The following is a 19,492-nucleotide window of genomic DNA, read 5'->3' as shown; positions in this document are numbered from 1 at the left end:
GCCATGCCGCCCCTGCCCCTGTGCTTCAACCATGGGGCGCTGGTCGAGGACGGCCAGCGCACCCGCTTCGCCCTGTGGGCGCCCGACGCCCGCAGCGTCGAACTCGAACTCGACGGCGCAACCTTCGCCATGGCCCCGGAGGCCGATGGCTGGTTTCGCCTGCAACGGCGCTGTCCGCCGGGCAGCCTGTATCGCTACCGCATCGACGGCGACCTGTCGGTCCCCGACCCCGCTTCGCGCTTCCAACCCCAGGGCGTGCACGGCCCCAGCCAGGTCATCGCACCCCAGCGCTACCGCTGGCGCCAAGACGGCTGGCGCGGCCGGCCCTGGTCGGAAGCGGTGATCCAGGAACTGCATGTCGGTCTGCTCGGCGGCTACGCCGGGGTGATGAAAGAATTGCCGCGCCTGGCCGAACTGGGCATCACCGCCATCGAACTGATGCCCATCGGCCAGTTCCCCGGCGAGCGCAACTGGGGCTACGACGGCGTTCTGCCCTTTGCCCCGCAGCACAGCTACGGCTCGCCGGAACAACTGCAAGCGCTGATCGACCAGGCCCACGGCCTCGGCCTGATGGTGCTGCTGGACGTGGTCTACAACCACTTCGGCCCCGACGGCAACTTCCTGCACCACTACGCCAGCGAATTTTTCCGCGAAGACCGGCAGACCCCCTGGGGCGCGGCCATCGATTTTCGCCGCACAGAAGTGCGCGACTTCTTCATCGAAAATGCCCTGATGTGGCTCAACGACTACCGTTTCGACGGCCTGCGCCTGGATGCGGTGCACGCCATCGACGACCCGGACTTTCTTCGCGCATTGTCTGGCGCCGTGCGCCAGCACTGTGCCCCGGACCGCCACTGCTGGCTGGTGCTGGAAAACGAGTTCAACCAGGCGCACCTGCTCGGGGCCGATTTCGACGCGCAGTGGAACGATGACGGGCACAACACCCTGCATGTGCTGCTGACCGGCGAGGAAGAAGGCTATTACGCCGATTTCCGCCAGCAACCGGCGCAGCGCCTGGCCCGCAGCCTGAGCGAAGGTTTCGTCTACCAGGGCGAAGCCGACCGCCATGGCCGGCCGCGCGGCGAGCCCAGCGGACACTTGCCGCCGAGCGCCTTCGTGCTGTTTTTGCAGAACCACGACCAGACCGGCAACCGCGCTTTCGGCGAACGCCTGTCGACCCTGTGCGAGCCCCGCGCGCTGCGCGCCGCAACCACCCTGCTGCTGCTCTCGCCGATGATTCCGCTGCTGTTCATGGGCGATGAATGGGCCAGCGAACAGCCGTTCCTGTTCTTCACCGATCACCACGACGAGCTGGCCGATGCCGTGCGCGAAGGCCGCCGCGCCGAATTCCAGGGCTTCGCCGCGTTCACCGAACCAGAGCGCCGGGAGCAGATCCCCGACCCCAACGCGTTGCAGACTTTCATCGACTCCCGCCCCCGGCGCAACAGCCACAGCGCCGCCTGGGAAGACTTCTACCGACAGCTCTTGGCTCTGCGCCGCCGTCACATCGTGCCGCACCTCGACGGCGCCCGGGCGCTGGGCACCCAAGTGCTCGGCGACAAGGCACTCAGCGCCCATTGGCGGCTGGGCGACGGCAGTGAGCTGCGCATCGACCTCAACCTCGGCCCGGAACCGGTGCAATCGGACCTGACCGAGCGTCATCAACCGTTGTTCCAATGCACTGAAGCAGTGCAACAACCCGGGACCCTGCCCCCCTTCAGCGCCCTGGTCAGCCGCATTCCTCCTTCCGCCGCGGAGTCTGCCCAATGAGTGACCTGCATCTGCACCACCTGGCCCGCCTCGCGGGCCTGGCTGTCGACTGGATCGACGCCAACGGCAAGGCGCAAAAGGTCAGTGATCCGGACTTGCGTGCCATCCTCGCCGCCCTCGGCCATCCCGCCGAGGATGCCGACAGCGTCGCCCACAGCATCAAAGCCCTGGAACAGGCCGAGGATGCGCAGCACCTGCCGCCGCTGTTGACCGTCGACCTCGGCGAAGCGTTGCCGCTGGCGCACTGGTTCGACGCCGGCAACCTGTGCCACGCCGTGCTCGAAGACGGCAGCGAACAGGCCCTGCGCCTGGACGCCCAGGCGGCCCTGCCCGCGGGCCTGCCGATCGGCTATCACCGCCTGAGCATCAACGGCCAGGGCTTCACCCTTGCCGTGGCGCCGCTGCGCTGCTTCACCCTGGCCGACGCCGACGACCATGCGAACCCGCGCAGTTGGGGCGTCAGTGCCCAGCTCTACAGCCTGCGCCGCCAGGGCGACGGCGGCTTCGGCGACTGCCTGGCCCTCGAAGCCCTGGCCCGCAGCGCCGCCGAACGCGGCGCCGATGCCCTGGCGATCAGCCCGACCCATGCCATGTTCGCCAACAACAGCCACACCTACAGCCCTTATTCGCCCTCCAGCCGGCTGTTCTACAACAGCCTCTACGCCAGCCCGGAAATCCTCCTCGGCGAACGCGCCGTGCGCGTGGCGCGGGAAAGCCTGGAACTGCCTTTCGACGAACTGGAGCAGTTGCCGCTGATCGACTGGCCACGGGCGGCCGGCGCCAAGCAGAAACTGCTGCGCGTGCTGTACCGCGACTTCAGCCGCGGCGACCACCCGCAACGCGAAGACTTCAACAGCTTCCGCAAGGCCGGCGGCCAGGCGCTGGAAGACCATTGCCGCTACGAAGCCCTGCTCGACGCCGCCGCCACCAAGGGCAGCAGCCAGGACTGGCGGCGCTGGTGGGACGGCTGGCGCGAGCCGCGTAGCGTGGAGGTCGCGCAGTTCGCCGACCACTACCCGGCGGCCATCGAGTACTACGCCTTCTGCCAATGGCTGGTGGCCCGCGGCTTGGAACGGGCGCAGCAGGCGGCACGCGGCCAGGGCATGGCGGTTGGCCTGATCGCTGACCTCGCGGTCGGCGCCGACGGCGCCGGCAGCCAGGCCTGGAGCCGTCAGGACGAACTGCTGGCCGACCTGCACGTCGGCGCGCCACCGGACATCCTCAACCGCGCCGGGCAGAACTGGGGCATCTGCGCCTTTTCGCCGAAAGGCCTGCGCCGCAACGGCTACCGCGCTTTCATCGAAATGCTCCGGGCCAACTTCGCCCATGCCGGCGGCCTGCGCATCGACCACGTGATGGGCCTGCAACGGCTGTGGCTGATTCCCAACGGAGCCGCAGCCAGCGCCGGCGCCTATCTGCACTATCCGCTGGACGACCTGCTGCGCCTGCTCGCCCTGGAATCGGTGCGCCACCGCGCCATCGTCCTCGGCGAAGACCTCGGCACCGTGCCCGACGGCCTGCGGGAGAAACTCGCGGCGCGGGGCATCCTCGGCATGCGCGTGTTGCTGTTCGAACAGGATCCGCCGGGGCACTTCAAGCCGATCCTCGATTGGCCAGACAACGCCCTCGCCACCACCAGCACCCACGATTTGCCGCCATTGGCCGGCTGGCTGTCATCGCGGGATATCGACTGGAACCACCGCCTGCAACTGATCGACGCCCTCACCGAACGGCATTGGCGCGACACCCGCCAGGGCGAAATCCGTGGCCTGCGCCAATTGCTCGAACGCAATTACAACCAGCCCATGGACAACGACGACACGGTCATTGACGCCAGCGTGCGCTTGCTCGGCCACACCCGAGCACCGCTGGTGCTGCTGCCGCTGGAGGACCTGCTGGGCGTGGACGAACAACCCAACCTGCCCGGCACCACCGAAGGCCATCCCAACTGGTGCCGCCGCTTTGCCCCGCAAGCCCGCGACCTGCTCGACGACTACGACGCCGCGCGGCGTCTGGAACTGCTGGCCCAGGCCCGCGAACAAGCCTGGGAACGTGACCGATGAGCCCGCTGACCGCGACCCTGCGCCTGCAATTCCATGCCGACTTCACCCTCGATGACGCGGTGCCGCTGGTGCCCTACTTCGCGCGCCTCGGCATCAGCCACGTCTATGCGTCGCCGCTACTGGAGGCGCGCCCCGGTTCGCGGCACGGCTACGACGTGGTCGACCCGACCCGGGTCAGCCCGGAGCTGGGCGGCGAGGCCGCGCTGGAACGCCTGGTTGCGGCGCTGCGCCAACACGGCATGGGCCTGATCCTCGACATCGTCTCCAACCACATGGCCGTGGGCGGCGAGCACAACCCCTGGTGGCAAGACCTGCTGGCCTGGGGCCGGCGCAGCCGCTACGCGGAGTTCTTCGATATCCAGTGGCATTCGCCCGACCCGCTGCTGGAAGGCCAATTGCTGCTGCCCTTCCTCGCCGACGATTACGGCAAGGTGCTGCAGGCCGGCGAGACGCCGCTGCGTTTTTCGGCGGACACCGGGCGCTTCCAGATTCACCACCATGAACACCGCTTCCCGGTCAGCCCGCCGGACTATGCGCTGGTCCTCGCCGCCAGTCAGTTGTCGAGCCTGCGCGACCTCGCCGGGCGCTTCGCCGCACTGCAAAACGCCGACGACGCCGAGCCGCTGCACCGCGAACTGATCGACCTGGCCCGGCTGGCCCAGGTCGCGGTGGATATCGAGCGCCTGCTGGAAGGCTTCGATGGCCGTCAGGACGCCGGCTTCATCCGCCTGCACGGGCTGCTGGAGCGCCAGCACTATCGGTTGGCGAGCTGGCGCACGGCGGCGGACGACATCAACTGGCGGCGTTTCTTCGACGTCAATGAACTGGGCGGCCTGCGTGTCGAGCGGCCGACGGTGTTCGAAGCCACCCACGGCAAGGTCTTCGAGCTGATCGCCCGCGGTCTGGTGGACGGCCTGCGCATCGACCATATCGACGGCCTCGCCGATCCGCGCGGTTATTGCCGCAAGCTGCGCCGCCGGACCCGCGCCCTGCTGGCGCAACGGCCCTTGCACGCGGCGCTGGAGCACCTGCCGATCTATGTCGAGAAGATCCTCGGTGTCGGCGAACGCCTGCACCGCGACTGGCAGGTGGACGGCACCACCGGTTATGAATTCATGAATCAGGTGTCGCTGCTGCAACACGACCCGGCCGGCGAGGCGCCGCTCGCCAACCTGTGGCACGAGCTCACCGAGCGCCCGCCGTTCAGCGAGGAAGTCCGCCAGGCCCGGCAACTGGTATTGCAAGGCTCCCTCGCCGGCGACTTCGAATCCGTGGCCCAGGCGCTGTTGCAAGTGGCGCGCAATGACGTGATGAGCCGCGACCTGACCTTCGGCGCAATCCGCCGCGCCTTGCAGGCACTGGTCGAGCACTACCCGGTCTATCGCACCTACATCACCGCCTGCGGTCGGCCAGAGCAGGACGAAAAGTTTTTCCAGTCCGCCCTGGAACAGGCGCGGATCAGCCTCGGCGACAGCGACGCCGGCGTGCTCGACTACCTGCAACGCTGGCTCGGCGGCGAAGCCTGGCGCCGGCTGCCACCGGGGCGGCCGCGCAAGCAACTGCGCCATGCCTGCGTGCGCTTCCAGCAACTGACCTCGCCGACGGCCGCCAAGGCGGTGGAAGACACCGCGTTCTATCGCTCGGCGGTGCTGCTTTCGCGCAATGACGTCGGCTTCGAGGCCGAGCGTTTCAGTGCGCCCGTTGAAGACTTCCACGCGCACTGCCAGCAACGGCTCGCCGAGTTCCCCGACAACCTGCTGGCGACCGCCACCCACGACCACAAGCGCGGCGAAGACCTGCGTGCCCGCCTCGCGGTGATCAGCGAGCGCGCTGACTGGTTCGCCAGCCGTATCGAGCATTGGCGCGAGCTGGCCGAACCGCTGCGCCAGGCACTGGCCGACGGCCCCGCGCCCACCGCCGGCGATGAACTGATGCTCTACCAGACCCTGCTCGGCAGTTGGCCCCTGGAGTTGCGCGCCGACGATGAGCCGGGGCTGCGCCGCTACGCCGAACGCCTGCACGAATGGCAACGCAAGGCGCTGCGCGAGGCCAAGTTGCGCAGCAGTTGGAGCGCGCCCAACACCGACTATGAAGACGCCTGCGCCGCCTTTATCGACGGCCTGCTGCTGGACCGTCAGTCCCAGCAACTGCGTCATTCCCTGGCGGACGCCGCCAACGCGCTGGCCTGCCCCGGCGCACTCAACAGCCTGGTCCAGTGCCTGTTGCGCATGACCGCGCCGGGCGTGCCCGACCTGTATCAGGGCAACGAATTCTGGGATTTCAGCCTGGTCGACCCGGACAACCGCCGCCCGGTGGATTTCGCGGTACGCCGCCAGGCCCTCGACGACAGCCAGGCACCCGAGGCGCTGCTCGGCGCGTGGCGCGACGGTCGCGTCAAACAGGCGTTGATCGGCCAGGTGCTGGAGCGGCGCCGGCACTACGCCGACCTGTTCCTGCGTGGCGCCTACCTGCCGCTTGAAGTGCGCGGCGAACACGCCGGAAACGTCCTCGCCTTCGCCCGTCTCGGCGAGGAGCAACGGGCCGTCGTCATCGTTCCCCGCCTTGCCGGCAATCTGCTCGGCAACACCGCACACCCGCTGATCCCGGCACAGAACTGGGGCGATACCCGGGTGGTTCTGCCGTTCGCCTTGTCCACTGCCAATTGCACGGGACTTTTCGATCAGCGCGCAGTCACAAGCATCAAGGAGCCCGGCTCCCGGGAGCTGTGGCTGAACACCGCGCTGGAGCGCTTTCCCGTGAATCTTTTCATTGAGCACATTGAGTCATCAGGAGCGTAGCCATGAGTGTCGAGGAAAAACGTATCCGCGAATTCGCGTATCAGATCTGGGAGTCGGAGGGTAAGCCGGAAGGCCATGAAGCACGCCATTGGGAAATGGCGCGCAAGCTGGCCGAAGCCGAGGCGCTGGCACCCAAGGCCAGCACCGCGAAAAAACCCAAGGCCAGTGCCAGCACCAAGCCTAAAGCCGAACCCGCGCCCACCCTGGGCAAGGCCGCCACGACCAAGAGCGAGCCGGCGAAAAAGCCGCGTACACCGAAGAAACCCGCTCCACTCTGACCCTGCGTCGGTCCCGTTTCGTTCACCACCCGCCGCGGTAGCGCTTGCTACCGCGTCGGCTGGCCGTTCCCGCTAACCCGCTTCAGGTGCCCAATGAGCCGTCGAACCGATAAACCCGAAACCGTCCACACCGAACCCTCGCGTATTCGCGAAGGCCTGCCCTTTCCCCTGGGTGCTACCTGGGACGGACTGGGGGTCAACTTCGCGCTGTTCTCGGCCAATGCCACCAAGGTGGAACTCTGTCTGTTCGATGCCAGCGGTGAAACCGAAATCGAGCGGATCGAGCTGCCGGAATACACCGACGAAATCTTCCACGGCTACCTGCCCGACGCCCACCCCGGCCTGATCTACGGCTACCGCGTGCACGGCCCGTATGATCCGGGCAATGGCCATCGCTTCAACCCCAACAAACTGCTGATCGACCCTTACGCCAAGCAATTGGTGGGCAGCCTGAAATGGTCCGAGGCGCTGTTCGGCTACACCATCGGCCACCCCGACGGCGACCTCAGTTTCGATGAGCGCGACAGCGCGCCCTTCGTGCCCAAGTGCAAGGTCATCGACCCCGCCTACACCTGGGGCCGCGACCGCCGCGTCGGCACGCCGTGGGAAAAGACCATCCTCTACGAAGCCCACACCCGTGGCATCAGCATGCGGCACCCGGCCGTGCCCGACGCCTCCCGCGGGACCTTCGCCGGCCTGATGAATGACGAGTTGCTGGACCACATCAAGCAACTGGGCGTGACCGCCATCGAGCTGCTGCCGATCCACGCCTTCGTCAACGACCAGCACCTGCTGCAAAAGGGCCTGAACAACTATTGGGGCTACAACAGCATCGCCTTCTTCGCGCCACATCCGCGCTACCTGGCCAAGGGCAAGATCGCCGAGTTCAAGGAAATGGTCGCGCACCTGCACGACGCCGGTCTGGAGGTGATCCTCGACGTGGTCTACAACCACACCGCCGAGGGCAACGAGCTGGGCCCGACCCTGTCGATGCGCGGTATCGACAACGCCTCCTACTACCGCCTGATGCCCGACGACAAACGCTACTACATCAACGATTCCGGCACCGGCAACACCCTCGACCTCAGCCACCCGTGCGTGCTGCAACTGGTCACCGACTCGCTGCGCTACTGGGCCGGCGAGATGCACGTGGACGGCTTCCGCTTCGACCTGGCGACCATTCTCGGGCGCTACCACGAAGGTTTCGACGAGCGTCACAGCTTCCTTGTCGCCTGCCGCCAGGACCCGCTGCTGAGCCAGGTGAAATTGATCGCCGAGCCCTGGGACTGCGGCCCCGGCGGCTATCAGGTGGGCAATTTCGCCCCCGGCTGGGCAGAGTGGAATGACCGTTTCCGCGACACCGTGCGCGCATTCTGGAAAGGCGACGAAGGCCAGCTCGCGGATTTCGCCGCGCGCATGACCGCCTCCGGCGAGCTGTTCAATCGCCGTGGCCGGCGGCCCTACGCTTCGGTCAACTTCATCACCGCCCACGACGGCTTCACCCTGCGCGACCTGGTCTCGTACAACGACAAGCACAACGAGGACAACGACGAAAACAACCAGGACGGCAGCAACAACAACCTGTCCTGGAACCACGGCGCCGAAGGCCCCACCGACGACCCGGAAATCAACGCCCTGCGCCTGCGCCAGATGCGCAACTTCTTCGCAACCCTGCTGCTGGCCCAGGGCACGCCGATGATCGTTGCCGGCGACGAGTTCAGCCGCACCCAGCACGGCAACAACAACGCCTACTGCCAGGACAGCGAGATCGGCTGGATCAACTGGGACCTGGACGAAGACGGCACGGCGCTGCTCAAGTTCGTCAAGCGCCTGACCCGTCTGCGCCAGGCCTACCCGATCCTGCGCCGGGCGCGGTTCCTGGTCGGCGACTACAACGAGGCCATCGGGGTCAAGGACGTCACCTGGCTGGCGCCGGATGCCAGCGAGATGACCGTGGAGCAATGGGAAGACAGCCAGGGCCGCTGCCTCGGCATGCTGATGGACGGCCGCGCCCAGGCCAGCGGGATTCGCAAGCCCGGTGCCGACGCGACCCTGCTGCTGATCGTCAACGCCCACCACGACACCGTCGCCTTCACCCTGCCCGAAGTGCCGCAAGGCGAATACTGGAACTGCCTGATCGACACCGACCGGCCCACCTTGCGCAAAGGCCACAAGCTCGAGTTCGGCAGCGAATTCCAGGTCACCGGGCGCAGCCTGTTGCTGCTGGAGTTGCAACGGGACGAAGACTGACGCCATGACCCGCCGCGCTGCCACAGGCCGGGCAGCGCGGCGGGTCATACCGTTACTCAGTACTTTTTGGCTTCACGGTGAGTACGGCTTTGGTCCAGGTTGAGCTTTATGAACTTCGGATCGGGAACCTCTTCATCGAGGTAGATCGCGTGATGCGGGCACACCTTTGCGCACTCGTCACAATCGATACAGGTGTCGGGGTCTATCACCAGTGTGTTTTTGCCCTGGAAGATGCAGACAACCGGACACACGTTCAGGCATGACTTGTCGTTTTTGCATTTATCCGTAATGACGTAGGCCATCATCCTTCCTCCCTCACCGCAGCGGTAACTCCATACTGAACGTGAGGAGAAAAAACACACCTGGCAAAAATGTCAGTCTTGCCAAGCGAATCGTCATTAGCAGCATGCCTTTAATGCGCTAATGCCAATCACCGCAGCGTGACACCGCGCCTGAGTACGCCAATGTGTGACGTGGGTTTTACAGACGCACCGCCCTGTCACGCACAATTCGCCCGCCACCTGCAACCATTCGAAATAGCCGGCCCCGTGTAAATTCACTCTCTGACTATGCGCCGCGCAAGTGCTCGGTTATTCAGCCACTTAGGCTGTTCACCGCTCTGTTCACACCGGCTTCACACATTCTTGACGCGCCTGCCCTGATCTCCTTGACTTCACTTTAGCTTCACCCGTGAAAACTCAATCCGAGCCTCTAGCCCGCGCGTTCGCGCGCGGGTCGGGGATCGTTTTGCTGGTTTGGGTCGCCCCTCTGTGCTGGTTTGCAGGCCGTGACATCAGGCCAGACCCTTGGCTGTTACACAGAGGAGATCCGCCATGAAAAAACCGTCGACGGCCACAGGCCTTGAGTCGATTTTCTTTGCGGTTTCCACGTCGCTGCTCATGGCAACCCCGGTGGAATCACAAGCAATCGGCCTGGAAGACCAGGACCCGCTGTTCAAACTCGACGTCCCCACCCTGTCCCTGCAACCGGTGAGTTTCCCCGGGCTTGGGCGCGACACCCTGAGCGCGTTTTCCGAGCGCATGGCCGAACGCAGCGGCCCGGCGCAACCGGAGCTGATGCAGAGCCAATGGGCGCAATTCTTCCCGACCGCGAGCAAGCCAGCGCAAACCGATGCCCGCTTGCAGGCACCGGGCAGCGACCTGCGCATGAGCCCTGATCTGTTCATCCGCGAAACCGCCGGCGGCAGCACGCACCGGGCGGGGATTTTCGTCGGGCACAGCACCCTGCAAAGCGGCTTCGACGGCAAGCGCCCGAGCGTGGGCGAACGGCAGAACAACGTCCGTCTGGAAGGTGAAAGCCTGGGGATGTACTGGAGTTTGCAGCATGACCAGGGCTGGCATGTCGACGCCGTGGCCATGGGGACCCGCTTCGACGCCAGCGGGCGCAATGCTGCAGGCGAGCGCATCGACGGCGACGGGCATGCGCTGACCTTCTCGGTCGAAGGTGGCTTCCCCATCGGCCTGGGCAAGAACTGGGTGATCGAGCCACAGGCGCAGTTGATCAACCAGCAATACTTCGCCGGCAACCCGGCGCAGGCTGATGCCTTGCAGGCGCTGGACGGCCAGCCGAGCTGGAGTGGCCGGGTCGGTGCGCGGCTGTCCGGGCACTATGAAGTGCGCGGCATGCCGATCGAACCCTATGTGCGGACCAACGTCTGGTACGACTTCTCCAACGCCGACACGGTGACGCTGGACAAGGTCGACAAGATCAGCAGCGGGCGTAATTCGGCCACAGTGGAACTGGGTTTGGGGCTGGTGGCGCGGGTCTCGCCGAAGGTGGCGCTGTTCGTCAGCGCGGATTACAGCAGTGATGTGGATGACAACGATTTGAATGGGTTGATCGGGAATCTGGGGGTGCGGGTGAGGTGGTGAACGATGGCTAATTGCAGGGGCATGCCGGGAGTTTTCCAGCGCTCTTTAGATCGAGCGCCGCCCGCGCGGCGCATCGCGAGCAAGCTCGCTCCTACATCGGTTGCAACGTGCCATGGTCTGTATGAATTGAGTTGCCCGCCTTTGGTGTTTGACGGTGAATCGCGGAGAGGCTGTTGAGGTCGACTCGAGACCGCGTCGTACGAATAAGGCGGCCAACCATGGCCTGACAGGCATAGGCACGTTGCAACCGATGTAGGAGCGAGCTTGCTCGCGATGCGCCGCGCGGGCGGCGCTCGATCTGGAGAACGCTGAAAAGCTTTCGGCTAGCGCCTGGTCGCCATTACCCGGTTTTCTGACTGACGCTTCATGGTCTTCATACAGCCAAAAGATCTGTAGATACCCATGCAGCGATGCGACATGCGCCGCTCTATTCCTCCCCCCGCACCGCCAGCACATTGCACGGCAAATGCTGCAACACATGCTCGGTGGTACTGCCCAACAAACCGCTCGCGCCACGCCGCTGGCTGCTGCCCATGACGATCACATCCGCCCGATGATGTCCGGCATATTCGCCAATCGCATGGCTCGCCGGCCCGCTGACGAAATGCCGGTTGGCCTCGGGTACGCCGTGGCTGTCGGCCAGGTGTTCGAACGCCAGTTGCGCCGAGCGCCGCACTTCGCTGTTGAAGCCGGGCATGGTCACGGCGCCGGCACCGAAATCGGCGATGTGGGTCTGGGCCACGTCCCAGGCATGCAGCAGGTGCAGGTCGGCATCGCATTGCACGGCCATGGCGTTGGCGGCGCGGATCACCCGTTCGTTGATGCGGGTGTGCTGGCTGTCCGGGTGCAGGGTGTCGACGGCGGCGATGATTACCCGTGGCAACGGGCAACGCACTTCGCTGACCAGGTGCAGCGGCACCGGGCAATCGCGCAGCAAGTGCCAGTCCGGCGGGGTGAGGAAAACCCGGCGCAGGGCGGATTCGTGATGCACGTCCTTGACCACCAGGTCCGGCTGCATCTCTTCGACGTGTTCGATGATGTCTTTCAGCACCTCGCGGCTCACCTGCACCTCGCAGGTCACTTCCAGGCCATCGTGGCGCAATTGCCCGGCTTCGTCGCGCAGCCAGGTCCAGGCCTCCTGCTCCATCGACTGGCGCAGCGCCGAACCGCTGGACATGCGCCCGAGCAGGTCACCTTCTTCGATGAAAACCGCGATGTGCAGGGCCGCGTCGGTGGCTTTGGCAATGGCCACGGCACGTTCCAGGGCCGGGGTATGCCGCAGGCTCGGCGCGGCGATCATGAAGATTCGTTGATACTGGCTCATGAGACACCTCCAAACGGGTTGTCCGCTCGCGCCCCCACGTACAGCGAGGATGATCAACGCACCCGGCCAATGCGGCCAAAGGCGGTCGATACCGGCACAACGCCGGTATCGTTACTTCAGTATATGCCCGTGCTCAGAGACAGGTGGCCAGGGCCGCCATACGGCGCTGGGCCAGGGCGTCATCCTTTTGCGCGTAGAACTTGACCAGGCTGCCGCCGCCGGCCGCGGTGATATCGGCAAAGTACTCGCCGCCCCGGGTGGAAACCGTGACCACGCCGCTGACCTGCTCCTGGTAGCCGCTGGCATCGACACCGAACGAAGCCTCGTCCTGCCAGGTGAACTGGACGCACTCGGCGACCTTGGCTACGTCTTTGGTCGAATTGAAAATCCTGTCCGGTTGGCCAACCCGAGCCTGGTTCATGGCCGACGAGGCGCAGCCCGCCAGCAGGGTCGCGGCGACGATCGCCAATACAGTGCGCATGTTTCACCTCTGTGAACGCAAAAGGGAGCGACTGTAGCACTGGCCGGGCCAGCCCCGAAAACCCTGTTTTTTGTGCGCCAATAGACAGGATCGATCACGCCATCAACAAGGTCGATTAGTCACACAAAAAACGCGGGAATACACTCCCCCGCGAATGCGACAAATAGTCCTCCCTAGAGAAGGGACAGCGGCGTATTCCCTGCATGCTTTTGCCTGAAGACCACTTACCGATCCTGACGCTTTTCCCGGCGGGCACTCCTGTGCACGGCCGTTTCGTGAGGTCGTCCGTAATAAGGAGATAATCATGGGACTGGGTAGACGACAGTTCTTCAAACTGTGCACCGTCGGCGCGGCCACCGCGACCTGCGCCACCCTGGGATTTGCGCCGGGTATGGCCCAAGCCACCCAATCGCGGCAGTACAAACTGCTGCGCGCCAAGGAAACCCGCAACAACTGCACCTATTGCTCGGTGGGCTGCGGCCTGCTGATGTACAGCCTCGGCGACGGCGCGAAGAACGCCAAGGCGCGTATCTTCCACATCGAAGGCGACCCGGATCATCCGGTCAGCCGCGGCTCGCTGTGCCCGAAAGGCGCGGGGCTGGTGGACTACATCCACAGCGACCAGCGCCTGTTGTTCCCCGAGTACCGCGCGCCGGGTTCGGACAAATGGCAGCGGGTCAGCTGGGACTACGCCATCGAGCGCATCGCGCGCCTGATGAAGGACGACCGCGACGCCAACTTCATCGAGAAGAACGCCAAGGGCACTACGGTCAACCGCTGGCTCAGCACCGGCATGCTCTGCTCTTCGGCGGCCAGCAGCGAGACCGGCTCGCTGGACCAGCGCTTCACCCGCGCCCTGGGCATCCTCGGCACCGACAGCCAGGCCCGGGTCTGCCACGCGCCGACCGTAGCCGCGCTGGCGCCGACCTTCGGCCGCGGTGCGATGACCAACAGTTGGGTCGACATCAAGAACGCCAACGTCGTGATGATCATGGGCGGCAACCCCGCCGAAGCGCACCCGGTGGGCTTCAAGTGGGTGATCGAGGCGAAGATTCGCAACGGCGCCAAGGTCATCGTGGTCGATCCGCGCTTCAACCGCAGCGCTGCGGTGGCGGATATCTACGCGCCGGTGCGCGCAGGCTCCGACGTGACCTTCCTGATGGGCATGGTCAATTACCTGATCACCCACGACAAAATCCAGCACGAATACGTCCGCGCCTACACCAACGCCAGCCTGATCGTGCGCGAGGACTACCACTTCGACGAGGGTCTGTTCAGCGGCTATGACGCCAACAAGCGCAGCTACGACCGCGCCTCGTGGAACTACGAGCTGGACGAAAACGGCTTCGCCAAGCGCGACATGAGCCTGAGCCACCCGCGCTGCGTGTGGAACCTGCTCAAGGCCCACGTCGCCCGCTATACCCCGGAAATGGTCAGCAATGTCTGCGGCACCGCGCAGGAAGATTTCCTGAAGATCTGCGAAATCCTCGGCGAGACCAGCGCCCCGGACAAGACCGCCACCTTCCTCTATGCGCTGGGCTGGACCCACCACACCAACGGCGCGCAGATGATCCGCGGCTCGGGCATGCTCCAGTTGCTGCTGGGCAACATCGGCATGGCCGGCGGCGGCGTCAACGCCCTGCGCGGCCACTCCAACATCCAGGGCTACACCGACCTCGGCCTGCTGTCGCTGCGCCTGCCGGGCTACATGAACCTGCCCTCCGACGCCCAGACCGACCTTGCCACCTACCTCAAGCAGACCACGCCGAGCGCGGTGCTGCCCGACCAGGTCAACTACTACAAGAACACCCCGAAATTCTTCGTCAGCCTGATGAAGAGCTTCTGGGGCGACAAGGCGACCAAGGAAAACGACTGGGGCTTCGACTGGCTGCCGAAGTGGGATGACAGCTACGATGTCATCAACTTCACCAACCGCATGTACGAAGGCAAGGTCAACGGCTACATCGCCCAGGGCTTCAACCCGGTGGCGGCGTTCCCGGACAAGAACAAGGCCCAGGAAGCCCTGGCCAAGCTCAAGTTCCTGGTGATCATCGACCCGCTGGCGACCGAAACCTCGAGCTTCTGGAAGAACCACGGCGAAGAGCACAACGTCGACACTGCGGCGATCCAGACCGAAGTGTTCCGCCTGCCCTCCTCCTGCTTCGCCGAGGAAGACGGTTCGATCGTCAACTCCTCGCGCTGGCTGCAATGGCACTGGGCGGGCGCCGCGCCACCCGGCGAGGCCTGGCACGACGGCAAGATCCTCGGCCACCTGTTCATGAAGCTGCGCGAGCTCTACCAGAAGGAAGGCGGCGCCAACCCTGCGCCGCTGCTCAACATGGCCTGGGACTACGCCGACCCGCTGGACCCCAAGCCCGAGGAAGTGGCCAAGGAATCCAACGGCCGCGCGCTGGTCGACCTGTTCGACGACAAGGGCGCGCTGATCCTGCGCAAGGGCCAGTTGCTCAACGACTTCGGCCAACTGCGCGATGACGGCAGCACCGTGTGCTTCAACTGGATCTTCGCCGGCTGCTGGACCGAGCAAGGCAACCAGATGGCCCGTCGCGACAACACCGACTCGGGCCTGGGCAACACGCCGGGCTGGGCCTGGGCCTGGCCGCAGAACCGCCGCGTGCTGTACAACCGCGCCTCGGCGGACCCGGCCGGCAACCCGTGGGACCCGAAGCGCAAGCTGATCGGCTGGGACGGCACGCGCTGGAGCGGCGTCGATGTCCCGGACTTCGCCCCGACCATTGCCCCCGGCACTGGCACCTGCCCGTTCATCATGCTGCCCGAAGGCGTGGGCCGGCTGTTCTCGGTGGGCGCGCTCAACGACGGGCCGTTCCCCGAGCACTACGAGCCGACCGAAAGCCCGCTGGCGAGCAACCCGCTGCACCCGGCCGTGACCTACAGCCCGACCGCGCGGATCTACGACCACGACCGCTCACGGATGGGCAAACGCGAGCAGTTCCCATACGTCGCCACCACCTACTCGATCACCGAGTTGTTCCGGCACTGGACCAAGCACTCTCGCCTGAACGCGATCATCCAGCCCGAGCAGTTCGTCGAGATCGGCGAAAAGCTCGCGGCGGAAAAAGGCATCAAGCAGGGCGATCGGGTCAAGGTCAGCACCCAGCGCGGCTACATCAAGGCCAAGGCCGTGGTGACCAAGCGCATCCAGCGCCTGACCATCGACGGCCAGCCCGTGGACACCATCGGTATCCCCTGCCACTGGGGCTACGAAGGTGCGGCGCGCAAGGGTTTCCTGGCCAACACCCTGACCCCGGGCGTCGGCGACTCCAATACCCATACGCCGGAATACAAGGCGTTTCTCGTGAACGTGGAAAAGGTCTGAGGGAGCACTCATGTCATACCAATCCCAGGACATCATCAAACGCTCCGCCACCAGCGCGCTGACGCCGCCACCCCAGGCGCGCAGTCACCAGGCCGAAGTGGCCAAGCTGATCGACGTGAGCATCTGCATCGGCTGCAAGGCCTGCCAGGTCGCGTGCAACGAGTGGAACGACCTGCGTGACGAGGTTGGCCACAACGTCGGCGTCTACGACAACCCCGCCGACCTGACGGCGGAGACCTGGACGCTGATGCGCTTCGACGAAGTCGAGAGCGAAAGCGGCAAGCTCGAATGGCTGATCCGCAAGGACGGCTGCATGCACTGCGCCGACCCCGGCTGCCTGAAAGCCTGCCCGCAACCGGGGGCGATCATCCAGTACGCCAACGGCATCGTCGACTTCCAGTCCGAGCACTGCATCGGCTGCGGCTACTGCATCGCCGGCTGCCCGTTCGACGTGCCGCGGATCAACAAGAAGGACAACAAGGCCTACAAGTGCACCCTGTGCGTGGATCGCGTGTCGGTCGGCCAGGAGCCGGCCTGCGTCAAGACCTGCCCCACCGGCGCGATCAATTTCGGCAGCAAGGACGACATGAAGCACCTGGCCGCCGAGCGTGTCGAGGAGCTGCACGGTCGCGGCTTCGCCGGGGCCGGCCTGTATGACCCGCAAGGCGTCGGCGGCACCCACGTCATGTATGTGCTGCAACACGCCGACAAACCGCACCTGTACCACAAGCTGCCCACCGACCCGCGCATCAGCGGCGCGGTGCAAGGCTGGAAAGGTTGGCTCAAACCCGTGGCGGCGGCGGCCTTCTTCGCCACCCTGGCCGGGACCATCTTCCACTATGTCGGCGTCGGTCCCAATGAAGTGGACGAGGAAGAAAAACACGACGAGGAGACCCCCGCATGAACAAGGACAAACTGATCCTGCGCACGCGCTTCATCGAACGCGCGAGCCACTGGCTGATGGTGATCTGCTTCTTCACCGTGGCGCTGTCCGGGCTGTCGTGGTTCTTCCCGTCGCTCAACGGCCTCAACGCGGTGTTCGGCACGCCGCAGATGGCGCGCATCCTCCATCCGTTCTTCGGCGTGGTGGTGTTCGTGCTGCTGATGTTCCTGTTCGTGCGTTTCGTGCGCTACAACCTGCCCGAGGCCGAAGACCGCATCTGGTTCAAGAACCTGCCGCAGGTGCTGTCCGGCAAGCATGAACCGGCGCTGCAGATCGGCAAGTACAACGCCGGGCAGAAGGTGCTGTTCTGGGGAATCATGGGGCTGATCAGCCTGCTGCTGCTCAGCGGCGTAGTGATCTGGCGGCCGTACTTCGCGCCGCTGTTCTCGATTCCGACCATCCGCATCGGCCTGCTGGTGCACGCCATGGCCGGCATCGGCTTGATCCTGCTGGTGATCGGCCACGCGTACCTGGCGTTCTGGGTCAAGGGCTCGATCCGCGGCATGGTCACCGGCTACGTGTCCCATCGCTGGGCGAAAACCCACCATGACCGCTGGTATCGGCAGATCAGCAACAAGCAGAGCGGAAGCGGGAAAAACCCATGAGCAGTATCCAGATGACCCCGGTGGAACCGGTCAAGGCCGCGGTGGGCGAAATCCCGCCGGTGTTCCTGCCGCTCAATGCCGGACGCTACACCGCGCGGGCCGCGCGCCTGCGCCAGTTGGCTGAAGGCCACCCGATGGCCGACTACCTGGGTTTCGTGGCCGGGCTGGTGGAGGCGCAACAGCGAGTGCTGGATTCGTTGCCGCTGCCGTCCGCGCTGATCGACGCCTTGCCCGACCGGCTTGGCCAGGACCATCCGCCGCTGGAGTGCAGCACCTTCCCGCGGGATGCTTACTGGCTGGCCGTGCTGCGGCAACTGGGCGAGCACCTGGAGCATCCGACCCTGCAAGGTCTGCTGCAACAGAATGCGCTGAGCCTGGAAGCCGCCGCCGATGCGTTGCTCGCCGGCGACTACGAGCAGGTCGACAGCGGCCAAGCGTTGTTCCTGTGGAGCGCGCTGTCGCTGTACTTCAGCCAGATGGCGGCGCATTTGCCGGCCAGCGGCAAGGCCCACGGCGAACAACGCCAGCATTGCCCGGTGTGCGCCAGCGCGCCGGTGGCCAGCAGCATCCTCACCGGCGCCCACTCCGGGCTGCGCTACCTGCATTGCGGCTTGTGCGAAAGCCGCTGGCACATGGTCCGGCTCAAATGCAGCAACTGCGAAGCGACCGGCGCGCTGGACTACTGGTCGCTGGACAGCGAGAAAGCACCGGTCAAGGCCGAGAGCTGCGGCGAATGCCAGAGCTACCTGAAAGTGTTCTACCCGGAACATGACAAAGACCTGGAAGTGCTCGCCGACGACCTGGCTTCGCTGGGGCTGGATGCCGAGGTGGAGCGTGAAGGGTTTGGGCGCAGTGGCGTGAGTCCGTTCTTGTTTCCGGGTTAACCCATCGCGAGCACGCTCGCCCTACCGTTTAGCGCGCCTCCCGTAGGAGCGAGCTTGCTCGCGAAGCGCCGCACAAGCGGCGCCGCACCCCAGCGGCAACAATCGCCTGCCGCGCCTCACTCAATCTCACACCCCCCATCCATAAAACCCACACCCTTGCCCATCAGGATGTCAGTTGACATCCAATCAGGATGACAACTAACATCCACCACCAGCAACACCCCCTCACTCCCACAGGAAGAGATCCATGAATCTCCAGTCTGTCTTCGATTACCGCAGCCCCTACGCGTACCTCGCCAACACCCGCCTGCCGGGCCTGAATCATCCGGTCAGCTACCTCCCCATCGATATCCTCGCCGTGATGAAACAGGTGAATAACCAGCCTTCCCCCGCCTGCCCCCCGAAAGCCCGTTATTCGGGGATCGATGCCGGACGCTGGGCGGCGCTTTATCAGGTGCCGTTCGCGCCCAACGGCGCGCTGTTCCAGGCGATGCGTGACGGCCAGTTCGACGGCGCGTGGCTGGTTCGCGCCGCGCTCGCCGCGACCGAGGCCGGGGTGTTCGACGTGTTGCACCCAGCGCTGTTCAAGGCCGTGTGGGCCGGCAATGACGATCTGGCGAGCGCCCAAGGCCGCACGGATTTCCTCCGCGCCCACGGCGTGGACGCGGATATCTGGCAACTCGCCGACAGCGCCGCGATCCGCGAGCAACTGGCCGCCAACAATGACGCCGCCGCACAACGCGGCGTGTTCGGCGTGCCGACCTTCTTCTGTAATGACGAGATGTTTTTCGGCAACGACCGCCTCGACTTCGTCCGCGCCGCCCTCCAACAAGCAACAGGAGCTTGACC

Annotated in this window: 14 protein-coding genes; 11 read left to right on the top strand and 3 right to left on the bottom strand. The window is 65.3% G+C overall.

Annotated elements, in window-relative coordinates:
• Positions 1 to 3 precede the first annotated feature (3 nt).
• The 5 genes from treZ (at position 4) to glgX (ending at position 9,159) form a co-directional block, all read left to right on the top strand.
• Positions 4 to 1,770, top strand: coding sequence for a malto-oligosyltrehalose trehalohydrolase (treZ, locus tag NTD88_RS04200; RefSeq protein ID WP_262155986.1), 1,767 nt, complete (start codon positions 4 to 6; stop codon positions 1,768 to 1,770).
• The gene (gene malQ / locus NTD88_RS04195) at positions 1,767 to 3,833 is read left to right on the top strand and encodes a 4-alpha-glucanotransferase (RefSeq protein ID WP_262155988.1); all 2,067 of its coding nucleotides are present in this window, start codon (positions 1,767 to 1,769) and stop codon (positions 3,831 to 3,833) included. The genes treZ and malQ overlap by 4 nt, the downstream gene beginning before the upstream one ends.
• The gene (locus tag NTD88_RS04190) at positions 3,830 to 6,631 is read left to right on the top strand and encodes a malto-oligosyltrehalose synthase (RefSeq protein WP_262155989.1); all 2,802 of its coding nucleotides are present in this window, start codon (positions 3,830 to 3,832) and stop codon (positions 6,629 to 6,631) included. Before malQ ends, NTD88_RS04190 begins: the two co-directional genes overlap by 4 nt.
• A gap of 2 nt (positions 6,632 to 6,633) precedes the next feature.
• Positions 6,634 to 6,909 carry a DUF2934 domain-containing protein gene (locus tag NTD88_RS04185; protein ID WP_262155990.1) on the top strand — a complete coding sequence of 92 codons (276 nt, stop codon included), beginning with the start codon at positions 6,634 to 6,636 and terminating at the stop codon, positions 6,907 to 6,909.
• Positions 6,910 to 7,002: 93 nt separating this feature from the next.
• A complete protein-coding gene (gene glgX, locus NTD88_RS04180) occupies positions 7,003 to 9,159 on the top strand; it encodes a glycogen debranching protein GlgX (protein WP_262155991.1) in 2,157 nt (718 codons plus the stop codon).
• Between the two features lie 56 nt (positions 9,160 to 9,215).
• Here glgX and NTD88_RS04175 read toward each other — a convergent pair whose 3' ends face one another.
• The gene (locus NTD88_RS04175) at positions 9,216 to 9,461 is read right to left on the bottom strand and encodes an indolepyruvate ferredoxin oxidoreductase subunit alpha (RefSeq protein WP_262155992.1); all 246 of its coding nucleotides are present in this window, start codon (positions 9,459 to 9,461) and stop codon (positions 9,216 to 9,218) included.
• Positions 9,462 to 9,992: 531 nt separating this feature from the next.
• On the opposite strand from NTD88_RS04175, the gene NTD88_RS04170 reads away from it, so the two are divergent.
• A complete protein-coding gene (locus tag NTD88_RS04170) occupies positions 9,993 to 11,051 on the top strand; it encodes an autotransporter outer membrane beta-barrel domain-containing protein (RefSeq protein WP_262130527.1) in 1,059 nt (352 codons plus the stop codon).
• Between the two features lie 427 nt (positions 11,052 to 11,478).
• Here the strand turns inward: NTD88_RS04170 and NTD88_RS04165 are convergent, their stop codons facing one another.
• A complete protein-coding gene (locus NTD88_RS04165; protein WP_262130526.1) occupies positions 11,479 to 12,375 on the bottom strand; it encodes a universal stress protein in 897 nt (298 codons plus the stop codon).
• 133 nt (positions 12,376 to 12,508) lie between these two features.
• On the bottom strand, positions 12,509 to 12,856 hold the full coding sequence (locus NTD88_RS04160) for a hypothetical protein (RefSeq protein WP_262155994.1): 348 nt from the start codon (positions 12,854 to 12,856) through the stop codon (positions 12,509 to 12,511).
• Between the two features lie 304 nt (positions 12,857 to 13,160).
• Here NTD88_RS04160 and fdnG point away from each other — a divergent pair, with 304 nt between their 5' ends.
• The 5 genes from fdnG (at position 13,161) to NTD88_RS04135 (ending at position 19,490) form a co-directional block, all read left to right on the top strand.
• Complete coding sequence (gene fdnG / locus NTD88_RS04155) at positions 13,161 to 16,211, top strand: formate dehydrogenase-N subunit alpha (RefSeq protein ID WP_262130524.1); 3,051 nt, start codon at positions 13,161 to 13,163, stop codon at positions 16,209 to 16,211.
• 10 nt (positions 16,212 to 16,221) lie between these two features.
• A complete protein-coding gene (gene fdxH / locus NTD88_RS04150) occupies positions 16,222 to 17,115 on the top strand; it encodes a formate dehydrogenase subunit beta (protein WP_095153745.1) in 894 nt (297 codons plus the stop codon).
• Positions 17,112 to 17,759 (top strand): formate dehydrogenase subunit gamma, encoded by a 648-nt coding sequence (locus NTD88_RS04145; protein ID WP_262155995.1) that lies wholly within the window; start codon positions 17,112 to 17,114, stop codon positions 17,757 to 17,759. The genes fdxH and NTD88_RS04145 overlap by 4 nt, the downstream gene beginning before the upstream one ends.
• A complete protein-coding gene (gene fdhE, locus NTD88_RS04140) occupies positions 17,756 to 18,643 on the top strand; it encodes a formate dehydrogenase accessory protein FdhE (RefSeq protein ID WP_262155996.1) in 888 nt (295 codons plus the stop codon). The genes NTD88_RS04145 and fdhE overlap by 4 nt, the downstream gene beginning before the upstream one ends.
• Before the next feature lie 247 nt (positions 18,644 to 18,890).
• Positions 18,891 to 19,490, top strand: coding sequence for a 2-hydroxychromene-2-carboxylate isomerase (locus tag NTD88_RS04135; RefSeq protein WP_262155997.1), 600 nt, complete (start codon positions 18,891 to 18,893; stop codon positions 19,488 to 19,490).
• Positions 19,491 to 19,492: the final 2 nt, after the last annotated feature.

The organism is Pseudomonas sp. 20P_3.2_Bac5 (genome assembly GCF_025466035.1).
GTDB lineage: Bacteria > Pseudomonadota > Gammaproteobacteria > Pseudomonadales > Pseudomonadaceae > Aquipseudomonas.
This window is presented reverse-complemented; position numbering and strand designations above follow the sequence as displayed.